A 14110-nucleotide genomic window follows, 5' to 3' on the forward strand; every position below is an offset into this window, starting at 1 on the left:
TCACGTCGACCTCAATACAACGCATATCCGCGAACATCGCCAGATATTTCAGTACAGTGCCGACACCGGCTCCTCGCCTCACCCTGTTGATTCACAGTGGCGAACATGATGATGGAAGACTGCTCAATAAAACAGCGGGAATGGGTTTCAAGCGCCGGCAAGACCCTAACCCAACCACTGGCCGCCGGGTAACTCTCTCGCAACGGTTCCACACAGTTAAGTTTCATTGCAGCATCCTATATAGTGACTCCAGTTTAACATTAGCAGGATACACCTTATGCCAAAAGCACAACCGATTAGCATTCACGATGCTCTCGATAAACTGACTTTTTTCTCTGGTCGCACGCCATACTCCACCGATGAAGAAACAGCAGATGCCTTCAGCTGCCTGTCCGAGTTCCAGAATGGCGGTCTGTATGTTGGCCATTATCAGGGAAACAGCGAATGGGAACGTCATGGTTATGGTGATGAACTAGTGATGGTGATCGACGGCCAGACCACATTATTTATTTGGCAGGATGACCATGAAGCAGCTCATACCCTGACTGCAGGAAGCATGATCGTAGTTCCTCAGGGTCTCTGGCATCGTTTTGAAACCCCCGAAGAGGTTAAGATACTGACCCTCACCCCACAGCCGACCGATCATCAAACCGAACACCCGTAAGGGATCAGTCGAGTAATGAATCATAGAAAACCATTATTGACCGGCAGCAGATATACATTTGCGGTGGGTATGGTGCTCTACACCAGCCCGGCAATTTTTCATGTCGCGCGGTTTTACTTTCCTGCTATATTGCGCCGCCAATGATTTAGTTGATTGTTACCACCACAGCACCTTACCAGTACATCAGGGAATTCTTATGATTACTATTCCTCAACAAGTTATTGCCCACCGTGGTATTTCAGCCTCTGCACCGGAAAACACCCTCAGCGCATTTAAACTCGCCAAACAACATGGTATCAGGTGGGTGGAATTTGATGTTTCTTTGTGCCGCGACCAGCAGTGTGTGATTTTTCATGACGATGATCTGGACCGTTGCAGCAATTTAACCGGACCACTGGCCCTGCAGAATCTGGCAACGCTTAAACAGGGAGACTTTGGTAGCTGGTTTGCACCAGAATATGCCGGTGAAAACATCCTCGAACTCAAGGCACTGATCCACTGGTTACACACCCATGACATGTACTTTAACCTGGAAATCAAAGTTGCCCCCAACATAGCCTGGGAAGCACTGGTTGAAAGCATTGCAGCAACCCTGCCAGAGACCGCATGGCTGCGTGAACACTGTCTGGTCAGTTCGTTTCATCCAGCAGCATTGCTGGCATTTTCCCGATTACGCGAAGATGTGCCACTCGGCATACTGCTCGATGAACCGATCCATCATTGGCAAGACTGGGCCGAAGGTGTTAATGCCTCAACGGTGAATTGTAACTACGACCATCTTACCGATGCATTTGCCAATGAGGTCATTGATACCGGCTACCAGTTACTGGTTTACACAGTGAATACCCCCGAACAGTTCGAAACAGCCTTAAGACTGGGGGCAACTGCCGTTTTTTCGGACAATCCCGAGGAGCTGATGCAGTCATAGATATGTTTTAGGCAATTTGTCTCCTTCTCTGAGGAGGAGACCACTTTATAACTATTTGAACCACGTCTCATTTTATATAACCCGAATATCAGCAACCACCATTTTCATTGATTCAGGTCATCAGGTGGCGCAATCGTTGCTAAACCAATCCAGCTAATCAGAGTGGTGATTCACGAGGGTTTTGAAAATGACGGTCAGCAATGTTCTTCAGCATCCATCCAAGGTGGAAAATAAATCCACAAGTATTGGTTTTCTGCTACTGGAAAACTTCACTATGATCGCTCTGGCCTCTGCTCTCGAGCCTTTGCGAATGGCCAATCAGCTATCAGGCAAAGAGCTGTACAGCTGGCATCTTATCAGCAAAGACGGAGAACCAGTCCGCGCCAGCGACGGTATTTCCGTGACCCCCGATGCATCCATGCAGCAACATCCCTCTCTTGATATGTTGTTCGTTGCCGGAGGAGTGGACATTACCCGCAGCTACTCAAAACGGGAACTCAGCTGGCTACAAAGCCTCGACCGTAAACACGTTCAACTGGGCGGCATCTGTACCGGCGCATATGTGCTCGCGCATGCCCGGATGTTGGACGGCTATGATTGCAGTGCTCACTGGGAGTGCATCGGTACACTCAAAGAGATGTTTCCAAAAGTAAACTGTAACAACCGCTTATTCACCATCGACGGTAACAGAATAACCTGCTCCGGTGGAGCCGCTCCGATGGACATGATGCTTAACCTGATCAGTCGTCAACATGGACAGTCATTGACTAACGCCATTTCGGATATGTTTGTCTGCGACCGGGTACGCAGTCAGAATGACCTGCAGCGAGTGCCTTTAAGACACGTACTCAGCAGCGCCCAACCCAAGCTTTTGGAAATCGTCGAATTAATGGAAGCCAATATCGAGGAACCGATTGAACTGGATGACCTGGCCGCGTTCGTCGGAATATCCAGGCGGCAACTGGAACGACTGTTCCACCAATATCTCGACTGCACACCATCCCGTTACTATCTCAAATTACGACTGGATCGGGCCAGACAGCTATTAAAGCAAACAACCATGTCGATCATAGAGATCTCCGCTGCCTGCGGTTTTGTTTCTACGCCACACTTCAGCCGTTGTTATCGCAAACACATCGGTCTCTCCCCTCGCCAGGAAAGAGCTGGCATGTGGTTTGACCGACCAGATGATAAAATGCTCAACATTTCCACCGCCGAAGAGGTGATGGAAGCACTTTGCCCTGACAGGGTCGCGGATGCACTGGTAACGGCCAAATCAGAGCCCAGCTATGCATCTATTCGACTTCACAGCGCCTGAGGCAAGAGAACATTGACGGTTTTGGAAAGGCAGCTGTCGTTTATAACCTCCATTTGGTTATTTTGAGCCGATACACTCAAATGCACTTCTTTTCATATATGCGAGAGGTGCACCATGAGCATCGAAGCCGAACAAGTACACCAACAGTCCATAATTATTGACGGACTTATTATTGCCAAATGGAACCGTGAACTGTTTGAAGACATGCGCAAAGGCGGACTCACTGCCGCCAACTGCACAGTGTCCGTTTGGGAAGGATTCCAGAACACTGTCAACAACATCGTGGCCATGAACCAGCTGATCGAAGCCAACAGCGATCTGGTTAGCAAGGTAAAATGTACGGCAGATATTCACCAAGCCAAAAGTGATGGCAAGACCGGTATATTTCTGGGTTTTCAAAATGCACATGCCTTTGAAGATCAGATTGGCTACGTACAGGTCTTCAAGGACCTTGGCGTGGGCATTGTACAGATGTGCTACAACACTCAGAACCTGGTGGGTACCGGATGTTATGAGCGTGACGGAGGACTGTCTGGCTTTGGTCATGAAATCGTAGCCGAGATGAACCGGGTGGGAATAATGTGCGATCTGTCGCATGTCGGTTCAAAAACCTCACAGGAAGTCATCCTGGCATCCAAAAAACCGGTCTGTTATTCCCATTGCCTGCCTTCAGGATTGAAAGATCACCCTCGGAACAAATCCGATGAAGAATTAAAATTTATCGCAGATCATGGCGGCTTTATCGGCGTTACCATGTTTGCTCCATTTTTGAAAAACGGCATCAATTCTACGATCGATGATTATGTCGAAGCCATTGCATACATCGTTAATATTGCCGGTACCGATCAGGTGGGCATTGGCACTGACTTTACTCAGGGTCATGGGCAGGAGTTCTTTGAATGGCTCACCCATGATAAAGGTTACGCCAGACGCCTGACCAATTTTGGAAAAATTGTGAACCCTGAAGGTATCCGAACCGTGGGGGAATTCCCGAATCTAACAGAAGCGTTGTTGCGTAAAGGATTGTCTTCATCCGTGGTTGAAAAAATTATGGGGAAAAATTGGGTGAACGTACTCGCAGACGTTTGGGGCGAATAGTCGTCGTTACACACGAGTAAGATATTGAAATCGTTATTTCTTCAGGAGCAATTGAGAAAAGCCGGTGTCTGCCAACACACCGGCTTTTTTGGGTCACATTTTGTCTTTATACATGGGATCGTTCTGTAATCCGAACCCCATAGGATCCAATGCTCTTAAACCACGCGCCAATACTGCAGCATTCTCTTCGGCATCTGCACCAGTAAAACAAACATACAAACCGTGCAGCTTAAGACCGCCCATATTATATTTCACCTCACCTTTGCGGGGTTTTAAGTCTTTATCATTCGAGACCCAATACGACAGCACCCGCTTGTCGATGACCGCCAGATCCACTTTATGGCCAAGTAGATTTTTAATATTCTGAACATCATCCACAGATTCCAGCACAGGAATTTTTTTCTGCGCAACGGCATGATCAAAGTTTTCTTCGTTCACATAACCAGAAACAACTCCAACCTTGCTAGATGCAAGGTCTTTAAGTGTTGCTGACGGTTTTTCTTCCTCAGCTCTATGAGCAAAAACCACCATACTGGTGCCAATTGCGTCAGAGAAAACACAACGTTTCTCCAGATCGCTGGAATAATATTCCGGAAAATAACCGGCGACCTCACTATCATTCATTGCACGTGAAACAGCAGTTTCCCAAGGCTCGAACTCAATCTTCAGATTATATCCCTCGCGTTCAAAAGCCTGTTTGACAATAATACTGGTCATCCCACCACCACCGATTGAGGGCGATGTGAAAGGAGGCCAGTCCAATGAAGTAAGTACAATATCTTTTGCCGAAGAATAACAAGAGAGGAAAAGGACCACGCCTAAAAGTGAATATAAACACTGCTTTTTCATACTACCTACCCAAAAAAAACATGACTACACAGGTAAATCTCCAAAGACCTACCATCAACGCGCCGCATTCTATTGAACTGAAATAACAAGCTCAACCAAGCGGCCTGGACATTTCTACTCCTGGCGCTTTTGGTAACGCTGCTGTCGCGAATGGTGACACCGCCGTGATATTCGAATCGCTAGACTGCCAGCAGATACTTAATCATAAGAGAGATGCCACATGGCTGCACATGCACCGGAAGTACCTATCAGTGTAGACGATCAAACCGGAGTATGGACGACTGATTCTCTACCCATGCTTTATGTTCCTCGACATTTTTTTATAAATAACCATATGGCTATCGAAGCAGAGTTGGGCCCGGAGCGCTACGCAGAAATTTTGTATCAGGCCGGTTACAAATCAGCCCGGCACTGGTGCGAAAAAGAAGCAGAAGCACACGGCTTAGCCGGCGCAGAGGTATTTGAACATTATATGAAGAGAATCTCACAACGAGGCTGGGGGCTTTTCATCATTGAGGAACTGGATATTGCAAAGGGTCTTGCCAGAGTTCGTTTGGAGCACTCGGCATTTGTTTATCAGTATGGAAAAGTAAATCGTAAAGTTGATTATATGTTTACCGGATGGTTTGCCGGAGCAATGGACCAGATTGCTGAAACAGCAGGATACAAGCTTCGAACCCGAGCCATACAGTTGCAATCTGCTGCTGAGGATGGATGTGACTATGGCGTATTCGAAGTCAGGCCCGATTCAACCGATTAATTACAGTCCCCTCTGAAGCAATAAAGTTAAGACAGAAAATAAATATCCAAAGCGGGAACCTGAAGCCTTAGCCAGAGACTCCCAAAGTAAAAACACCGCATTTTTAGCCATTTTTAATGGCGTTAGCATGGAAAAAACGATGTCACAATACGATGCACTGTTTCAGCCACTAAAAATTAACCAGCTTACTATTCGCAACCGTATCGTCAGTACGGCACATGCCGAAGTGTATGCCACGGATGGTGGAATGACGACAGAGCGCTACATTGGCTACTACGAGGAAAAAGCCAAGGGCGGTTGTGGCTTATGTATTTGTGGTGGTTCGAGTCCGGTTTCCATAGACAGCCCGCAAGGCTGGTGGAGCTCCGTCAATGTTTCCACGGACCGCATTATTCCGCATTTTCAAAAGCTATCGGAAGCAGTGCACCGGCATGGCGGCAGAATCATGATTCAGATTACCCATATGGGTCGCAGATCCCGGTGGGATGGGGAGCACTGGCCTAACTTAATGTCACCTTCCGGAATTCGGGAACCGGTTCACCGAGCCACCTGCAAAACCATTGAAGAAGAGGAAATTCAGCGGATCATTAGTGATTTTGCCCGTGCAGCAGGCCGAGTCAAAGCTGGTGGCCTGGACGGCATTGAATTATCCGCCGTGCATCAACATCTGATTGATCAGTTCTGGTCACCTCGGGTCAACAAACGTACCGATGATTGGGGCGGCAGCTTTGAAAACCGCATGCGCTTCGGGCTGGAGGTTATCAAAGCCGTGCGAGCCGAAGTCGGTCCGGACTTTGTGGTTGGCATGCGAATTTGTGGCGACGAATTTCATCCTGATGGTCTGACCCACGATGATATGAAGCAGATAGCTGCATACTACGATAGCACCGGCATGGTGGATTTTTTTGGGGTGGTCGGTTCAGGTTGCGATACCCATAACACACTGGCAAATGTGATACCCAATATGAGCTATCCGCCAGAACCATTTTTACATCTGGCCGCCGGTATCAAGGAAGTGGTTTCGGTACCGGTGATTCATGCTCAGAATATCAAGGACCCCAATCAGGCTCAGCGCATCCTGGAAGCCGGATATGTCGACTTTGTCGGTATGACCCGTGCCCATATTGCTGATCCACATTTCATTGCCAAAATTAAAATGGACCAGGTGGACCAGATACGTCAATGTGTCGGTGCCAACTACTGTATCGACCGGCAATATATGGGGTTGGATGTTCTGTGTATTCAGAATGCCGCCACATCGAGAGAATATCTGGGACTGCCACACATCATCGAAAAAACGTCTGGTCCCAGACGTAAAGTAGTGGTGGTCGGTGGTGGTCCCGGCGGCATGGAAGCTGCTCGCGTGGTTGCTGAGCGCGGTCATGAAGTAATCCTGTTTGAACAATCTGCAGCTCTTGGCGGCCAAATCAACATCGCCGCCAACGCACCTCAACGAGAACAGATAGCCGGTATTACCCGTTGGTTTGTACTGGAACTGAACCGGCTGGGAATAGATCTGCGGCTGAATACAGCTGCCAATGCTGACATGATCCGAGAGCTACAACCGGATGTGTGTATTCTTGCCACCGGCGGACGCCCTTTTGTAGAACAAAATCCGGAATGGGGAGCTGAGGACGGACTCGTGGTTTCAAGCTGGGATATTCTGAACGGGGACGTGGCTCCCGGTAAAAATGTTCTGGTTTATGACACCATCTGCGAATTTTCAGGTCTGTCCGTTGCCGACTACCTCGCAGCCAAAGGTGCATTGGTGGAAATCGTAACAGACGATATCAAACCCGGCGTAGGCATCGGCGGAACAACGTTCCCAACCTACTATCGCAGTCTGTATGAAAAAGAGGTCGTGATGACATCGGATCTGATGCTCGAAAAGGTCTATCGGGAAGACCAACAGCTCGTGGCCGTGTTGGAAAACGAATACACCGGTGTTCGCGAAGAACGGGTAGTTGATCAGGTCGTGATTGAAAATGGCATCCGTCCTGATGAAACACTTTATTATGAGCTAAAAGCAGAATCCATAAATAAGGGACAAATCGATAATGAAACGCTGTTTGCTGCGCAGCCACAACCGATACTGAGCCACCCAGCCGATGGCATGATCCTGTGGCGCCTCGGTGACTGTGTGTCACAACGCAACACCCATGCCGCCATCTATGATGCTCTGCGTCTGTGCAAGGATCTTTGATCAATGACACTGATGTCATGGCTCATATTATTATTCCTGCTGGTATGGTTCGTTGGTGCTGTACGGCGGATTCGTCTATGGCGAACCGGGCAACCTGATCCAGTATCATTATTAGCCGGCCTGATGGCGATGCCACGCCGTTACCTGGTAGACCTGCATCACGTCGTTGCCCGCGACCGGCGAATGTCCCACACTCATGTCGCCACTGCTGGCGGTTTTGTCGCCGCCATGGTCGTCATCATACTGACTCATCTGGTTGGCCTACACAGCAAATGGTTATCGGGGTTACTACTGCTGACAACGGCAGTTATGTTTACCGGATCGGTCTTCGTCTGGTTAAGACGCCAGCACCCGCCGTCACGACTTTCAAAAGGTGCCTGGATGCGCCTGCCTCGTAATCTCATGCTATTTTCCGCAACGTTCTTCGTGATTACCCTGGCAGGTTCACCACTGTTACCGACCGGCACCTATTCAGTTGTGATAATAACCCTGTTAACCCTGGCACTCATTCCGGCACTGGCGGAAATGCTGTTCGGCATGACCTGGGGTGGGCCTATGAAACACGCGTTCGCCGGGGCGCTGCATTTGGCTTTTCATCGTCGTAGTGAGCGTTTCGGTGGTGGTCGTTCAACAGCCCTTAAGCCGCTGGACTTGCAACAGCCACAGCTGGGTGTGGCAAAACCGACAGATTTCAAATGGAATCAATTGCTTGGTTTTGATGCCTGTGTACAGTGCGGGCGTTGCGAACAGATGTGTCCAGCCTTCGCAGCAGGGCAGCCATTGAACCCCAAGAAATTTATCCAGGATATGGTCATCGGCATGGCTGGCGGAGATGACCGCAGTTATGCCGGCAACCACCATCCAGGCCGTTCTTCCGGACAAGCCAGCGGAGGGCCCACCTCTATTATTACTGAAAGTTTGGTGAGCACAGACACTATATGGTCCTGTACCACCTGCAGAGCCTGTGTTGAAGAGTGCCCGATGATGATCGAACATGTTGATGCCATCGTCGATCTGCGCCGTTTTCTGACACTGGAAACCGGTCAAACACCAAACAAAGGGGCAGAGACACTGGAAAACCTGATTGCAACAGACAATCCCGGTGGTCATGACCCATCCCGCCGCACCCACTGGGCTGCCGACCTGAACCTGCCGCTCATGACTGATGTAAAACAGGCAGAGGTATTGTTCTGGATCAGCGATGGGGCTTTTGACCTCCGCAGCCAGCGGATTCTCAGAGCATTCGTTACACTGCTGCGGTCTGCTGGTGTCGATTTTGCCGTTCTGGGTGATGAAGAGACTGACTGTGGGGATGTTGCCCGCAGACTGGGTGATGAAGCAACCTTTCAACAACTGGCCAGACAGAATATTAAGACGCTCAACCAGTACCGTTTCCAACAGATTGTCACTACGGACCCTCATGCCTTTCATTGTCTGAAAAATGAATACAGGGATTTTGTCGGTGGGCACTATGAAGTCTTACATCACACTACTTTTCTGGAACAACTGGTCAATCAGGGCAAACTGCCACTGGAACCTGCAACGGCCAGTAACATGACCTATCACGATCCATGTTATCTGGGCCGGTACAATGGCGAGTATGATGCCCCCAGAACCTTGCTTAACAAGCTGGGTATCGAACTGAAAGAAATGGAGCGATCCGGTTTCCGGTCACGTTGTTGTGGAGGTGGCGGCGGAGCTCCGATCACAGATATTCCCGGTCAACGCAGAATTCCCGATATGCGTATGGATGACGCCAGAGCCGTATCGGCAGAAACAGTTATCGTGGCCTGCCAGCAATGTACCGCGATGCTGGAAGGTGTGGTCGAGCCACGACCCGCAGTCAAGGATATCGCCGAACTGCTGGTGGAACATTTACGGGTGGAGTAACACCGGAGCCAATGACCATGAATCAGATTAACCGCCGCAACCCCAGACGGGAACATATCCTCCGTAATCGTCTGCATCCACAACATCAAATGCTTATGCAGCAAACTATTGGTAGCGGTGCCCAGTCTGGAGGCCCTAAACGGAAAAATCCTCATGCGAAAGGGTTTATCGGCCCGAATGGCATTCGCAGAATTAACCGTCAGCTTGGACATGACGTTCAATACGATGCGGTCAAACATTCGCACGAACAAACCGTTAGCCTGCCATTGATCACAATCGACCAGCCCGATCACTTTATTGCCGTGGTACCCGACATGGTTGGAGGACAATTGACGGCCCATGATAAAGATCTTCTTGGACTGGCCCGTCAGTTTGTCAGTGAACAAAATGGTGCCGTCATTGCTATTGTATTTGGCAATTGTCGAGAGCATCAATTTGATCTGGCGGGCGTGGATCGGCTGATTCACTTTAATGACAAACAGTACCAGGGATACTGCCCGGAAGCCAAAATCGCAGCATTACTGGACATTGAAGAGCGATGGTCACCGGCATTCTGGTTTTTTCCAGACAGCATACACGGTGGAACAGAACTGGGTTCCCGGTTGTCAGCAAGGTTGGGGGTCAGGGCTGCCACACGGGTTCGGCAAGCGGATCGAACAACGGTCACCTGTCTTGGTGGCAACCAAACCATCGACATCCAACGCCCGACCGAAAAAATACTGCTGCTGATGGAAGAATGTGCCGAACCCGTCAGCGGCCAACGTTATGAAGCCAGACCAATGCAAACGGAAGCTATTGATCCACCTGCACCACAATTGCATGACCTTGGTCAGGTACAGGTGGATCCCGGTGACATTGCTTTGGCAGAAGCCGAATTTATTATCGCCGGAGGCAATGGCATTCATGACTGGGATTTGTTTCATCGCGCTGCCACGGAACTGCACGCGACAGAAGGCGCCAGCCGGGTTGCTGTAGACAACGGCCATATGCCCCGTTTTCGACAGGTCGGAGCCACTGGTACCTGGGTATCTGCGAAAGTATATCTGGCGGTCGGTATTTCCGGTGCAATCCAGCATTTACAAGGCATTGGTCAGTGCAACAAAGTGATTGCCATCAATACCGATTCGGACTGCGACATGGTCAAACGCGCCGACCTCAGCATTATTGATGACAGCCAGACAATTCTGAAAGCATTGATAGATGCAGTGCAAAGTCGAAATTCAGGAGATCACGAAGATGTCGCTTAAGATTACGACTCTGGTTTCCATCGGTCAGCACCTTCGCTCCGGCCGAGAAATGCGCGCCGATCAGGATGCACGTGCTATCGAGCTTGGTCTGACGCTATCACCAGTAGAACTGACTCTCTTACATGCCGGTTCAGCCCAGTCTCAAGCATTACGGATGTATCTCGGCATGGGATTGCAACACATCAAAGTTATCAAGCAAACAGAACAGGCAGATATCATTCCTGCCCTGGTGTCCTGGTTACGCCAATCCGACAGCCACATTATTCTGACTGGTGCCAGAGCAGAACGTGGCGAGGCTTCCGGCTTAGTACCTTACATGGTCTCTGAACAACTTGGCTGGCCACTGATCAGTCATATCGTTGCCATCGAAATGACCAGCCAGACGGAAGCCAGAATTTTACAAGCACTGCCACACGGCCAACGTCGGGCCATCAGTGTCAAACTGCCCTTTGTTGCTACGGTTGACAGCAGCGCTCCCAAGCCCAGACAAAGCGCTTTTGGTCCCGGACAACGTGCCACAATTGACATTCTGGATTCAAAAGAAGTGGTCGACACCAGTCGATTACCATGGAAACAAAGTAACGCCCGAAAACGCCCCAAACGGTTAAAAATCGTCAAGGCAGAAACTGCGGCAGAACGTTTTCGCGCTGCCACGGCAAAATCTCAGAGCAATAATGGCAAAATATTACAATCGGAATCTGCAGACCAGAAAGCGCACGCTATACTTAGTGTGTTAACTGAGGAGGGAGTATTAAAATGATGATTGCAGATTTGCTTGACCAAGAGGATCTTCGCGACCGTTTTTTGTCATTGGGCATACCAGTCACACAGGAACAAAGCCCTGATGCATGTTGCCGTGCGGCTTTGGCTTGGCGTACTGAACAGGATCGTGAACGAAAACAAGCACTGGATGAAGTCATTCGTCTACTGATTCGTAACAGCGATTCATTGTTACCTGAAATCAAAACCGCCATACAAACATGTTTTCCGATGAATGACGTGCATTAAAGGGATATTCAGTTCTTCGCGACAGCCTCTACCGTCTCTGGTCATCTGGATGGTCAGGTAAAAATACCCAGCCCAATCATTTGCGGCACCAGTACATTCCAAACCTGTTTGCCAATACGCCGGCCCTGACTGTCCAGCTCTTCCCCCCGCAGAGCGGTTGCACGATGCCGCTGTCGAAGATACTGCTGCACCGGTAAAACCAGTTGTTCCCGGCTTTCAGCACCATCAAGCCAGGACACAAGCGCTACAGCCTCAACAACATCCAGAGGAAAACCATTACCCAGAACGGGACTGGGCAAGGGCAACGCAGCACCGGTTTCAATAATAAACTCAAGCATGTTGCGAATAGTGGGACTGGCAACTCTGTTTCCCACGCCACCTACATGTACGTTTTGGCATACCTGCAACTCACCTGCTGCAATCAAAAATAGGATATTGCGAAATATCTCCATTTCATTACGACTGTTGCCACCCATATTCGCAAGAGTCTGTTGGAAACTAACGGCCCCCTGCTGCATAAGAGCTCGCAATTCAACCATAAATGATTTTCCGAAACTGATCTTTCCCCGCGGAGTGGTCACGATATCGGTAATAAATTCCGGGTCTTTAGTTGCGGCAAAAGGTATGTGAGACACCAATTCCAGAACCGATTTTTGCGATTCAACAGTACCGTTGATAAAAACATCGCGTCGAAACCGGCGGTTACAGGCAAAGTCAAATGCCAGTTGTCTTTGTCTGTCAGTGGGCAGCTGGTTGATGGCTTCATGTGTCCCCTCGTCCACTAACAGGAACGGATGATTATCAACCAGGGTAGCGCTACCCACGAAAGCCAAGCCAATGTTATTCATTTCCTCAGCAATATCGACAGAATAAAACGTCTGCCACGAGTGGTTCAGAAATTCGTGAGCGAGATAGTTATCAGACTCATGGATATATGCATTCAGACCGGTGATCACCGAAGGATGCTGTTTAAAGTAATTAAGCTTTGAGCTGAGTTGATTAACCGTTTGCAAGGCACCACGAGCTCGCTGAGCAGAATCGCCTGCTTCGGTTCTGGAAAGCTCCACTAACAATTTGCGTAGTGGCTCTTCTGGCGACCAGCCGGGCTTGCAGTTGTAACTCATATAAACCAGCCCACCGGGCTTCAAACGGGTAGCGAGTATTTGCCGTATGGTCATTCGGACCTCGGTTGCCACCCAGCTGTAAACACCATGCAATACAATAAAATCAAATTTCGGCAGTTGTTCCTGAACCCATAACTCGTCAAACGATGTCTGCAGGAACTCCACATTGTGAATGGCGAAGCGCTCTGCCCTTGATCGGGCTTCTGTTATGTGGCCCGGGTTGATATCACAGGCAACGAAGTGCCCGTGAGGATAGGCGCCGGCATTGACCAGCACAGAGTTCCCAAACCCACATCCGAGTTCAAGATAATAAAAAGGCTGATCGAGATCTCTGGGGGCAGCCCCATGAAGCATAGCGACATAATTTAACCATACCGGCGACAGCTCTTTGTAAAACCGGTCCGCGTATACAGCATCCACGACATAGCCAAAATTATCGAATTTGTTCGCCATACTCTTGCCCTCAGGGGTTTTCCAGGCCAGATACTAACGACATTGGAGTATATTCGGTACAGATTATTGATACCGGACAGCATGTCATCAGCCGTCAATCAAAGATTGTTGTCACCTGCGATCACTTCGCGGTTACAATGGCACAAGCACATTAATATCCTTTGCGGAGTTTTTATGTACATCGCTATGAATCGTTTTCGCATTGTACCGGGACATGAGCAGGAGTTTATTGAAATCTGGCGCAACCGCGACAGCCACCTGGAAGATGTTCCTGGGTTTAAAGAGTTCCATTTACTTCAGGGAGCAACTCAGGATAACTATACGCTGTTTTCCTCTCATGCCCTATGGGAGTCAGAGCGGGCTTTTCTGGACTGGACTAAGTCAGACGCTTTTCGGGCAGCTCATGCCAATGCAGGAACCGCCCGTCATATTTATCTTGGGGCGCCGGAATTTGAAGGCTTTACCATTATTCTATAACAGTTTAATGACATCAGTTCCCAGGATAAAAAATACACAATAAGAGTAAAATTTCACTTTCTGCAGCAGACTGAAAAACGGCATAATAGTC

At 49.2% G+C, this 14110-nt stretch carries 14 protein-coding genes; 11 read left to right on the top strand and 3 right to left on the bottom strand.

Annotated features, from left to right (window positions below):
* Positions 1–11: 11 nt before the first annotated feature.
* Positions 12–227 carry a hypothetical protein gene (locus ACQY6I_RS16645; protein ID WP_428242627.1) on the bottom strand — a complete coding sequence of 72 codons (216 nt, stop codon included), beginning with the start codon at positions 225–227 and terminating at the stop codon, positions 12–14.
* A 50-nt stretch (positions 228–277) separates the two neighbouring features.
* On the opposite strand from ACQY6I_RS16645, the gene ACQY6I_RS16650 reads away from it, so the two are divergent.
* From ACQY6I_RS16650 to ACQY6I_RS16665, 4 genes are all read left to right on the top strand, one after another.
* The gene (locus ACQY6I_RS16650) at positions 278–664 is read left to right on the top strand and encodes a cupin domain-containing protein (RefSeq protein ID WP_428242628.1); all 387 of its coding nucleotides are present in this window, start codon (positions 278–280) and stop codon (positions 662–664) included.
* Positions 665–860: 196 nt separating this feature from the next.
* Complete coding sequence (locus ACQY6I_RS16655; RefSeq protein WP_428242629.1) at positions 861–1592, top strand: glycerophosphodiester phosphodiesterase family protein; 732 nt, start codon at positions 861–863, stop codon at positions 1590–1592.
* Positions 1593–1779: 187 nt separating this feature from the next.
* Positions 1780–2910, top strand: a complete 1131-nt coding sequence (locus tag ACQY6I_RS16660) for a GlxA family transcriptional regulator (protein ID WP_428242630.1) — start codon at positions 1780–1782, stop codon at positions 2908–2910.
* 114 nt (positions 2911–3024) lie between these two features.
* The gene (locus ACQY6I_RS16665; RefSeq protein WP_428242631.1) at positions 3025–4008 is read left to right on the top strand and encodes a dipeptidase; all 984 of its coding nucleotides are present in this window, start codon (positions 3025–3027) and stop codon (positions 4006–4008) included.
* A gap of 93 nt (positions 4009–4101) precedes the next feature.
* Here the strand turns inward: ACQY6I_RS16665 and ACQY6I_RS16670 are convergent, their stop codons facing one another.
* Complete coding sequence (locus ACQY6I_RS16670) at positions 4102–4857, bottom strand: substrate-binding periplasmic protein (RefSeq protein ID WP_428242632.1); 756 nt, start codon at positions 4855–4857, stop codon at positions 4102–4104.
* Positions 4858–5077: 220 nt separating this feature from the next.
* On the opposite strand from ACQY6I_RS16670, the gene ACQY6I_RS16675 reads away from it, so the two are divergent.
* From ACQY6I_RS16675 to ACQY6I_RS16700, 6 genes are all read left to right on the top strand, one after another.
* On the top strand, positions 5078–5617 hold the full coding sequence (locus ACQY6I_RS16675; protein ID WP_428242633.1) for a DUF5943 domain-containing protein: 540 nt from the start codon (positions 5078–5080) through the stop codon (positions 5615–5617).
* Between the two features lie 139 nt (positions 5618–5756).
* Positions 5757–7820 (top strand): dimethylglycine demethylation protein DgcA, encoded by a 2064-nt coding sequence (dgcA, locus tag ACQY6I_RS16680; RefSeq protein ID WP_428242634.1) that lies wholly within the window; start codon positions 5757–5759, stop codon positions 7818–7820.
* Between the two features lie 3 nt (positions 7821–7823).
* Positions 7824–9710 carry a (Fe-S)-binding protein gene (locus ACQY6I_RS16685; protein WP_428242635.1) on the top strand — a complete coding sequence of 629 codons (1887 nt, stop codon included), beginning with the start codon at positions 7824–7826 and terminating at the stop codon, positions 9708–9710.
* Positions 9711–9727: 17 nt separating this feature from the next.
* Positions 9728–10957, top strand: a complete 1230-nt coding sequence (locus ACQY6I_RS16690) for an electron transfer flavoprotein subunit alpha/FixB family protein (RefSeq protein ID WP_428242636.1) — start codon at positions 9728–9730, stop codon at positions 10955–10957.
* Entirely contained in the window at positions 10947–11717 is a 771-nt protein-coding gene (locus ACQY6I_RS16695; RefSeq protein WP_428242637.1) for an electron transfer flavoprotein subunit beta, read from the top strand. Before ACQY6I_RS16690 ends, ACQY6I_RS16695 begins: the two co-directional genes overlap by 11 nt.
* Complete coding sequence (locus ACQY6I_RS16700) at positions 11714–11965, top strand: hypothetical protein (protein WP_428242638.1); 252 nt, start codon at positions 11714–11716, stop codon at positions 11963–11965. Before ACQY6I_RS16695 ends, ACQY6I_RS16700 begins: the two co-directional genes overlap by 4 nt.
* Positions 11966–12018: 53 nt before the next feature.
* Here ACQY6I_RS16700 and ACQY6I_RS16705 read toward each other — a convergent pair whose 3' ends face one another.
* A complete protein-coding gene (locus ACQY6I_RS16705; RefSeq protein WP_428242639.1) occupies positions 12019–13542 on the bottom strand; it encodes a class I SAM-dependent methyltransferase in 1524 nt (507 codons plus the stop codon).
* Positions 13543–13716: 174 nt separating this feature from the next.
* Between ACQY6I_RS16705 and ACQY6I_RS16710 the strand changes: the two genes are divergently transcribed.
* Complete coding sequence (locus tag ACQY6I_RS16710) at positions 13717–14019, top strand: antibiotic biosynthesis monooxygenase family protein (RefSeq protein WP_428242640.1); 303 nt, start codon at positions 13717–13719, stop codon at positions 14017–14019.
* Positions 14020–14110 lie beyond the last annotated feature (91 nt).

The sequence above is a fragment of the Gynuella sp. genome (assembly GCF_050297175.1).
Classification (GTDB): domain Bacteria; phylum Pseudomonadota; class Gammaproteobacteria; order Pseudomonadales; family Natronospirillaceae; genus Gynuella.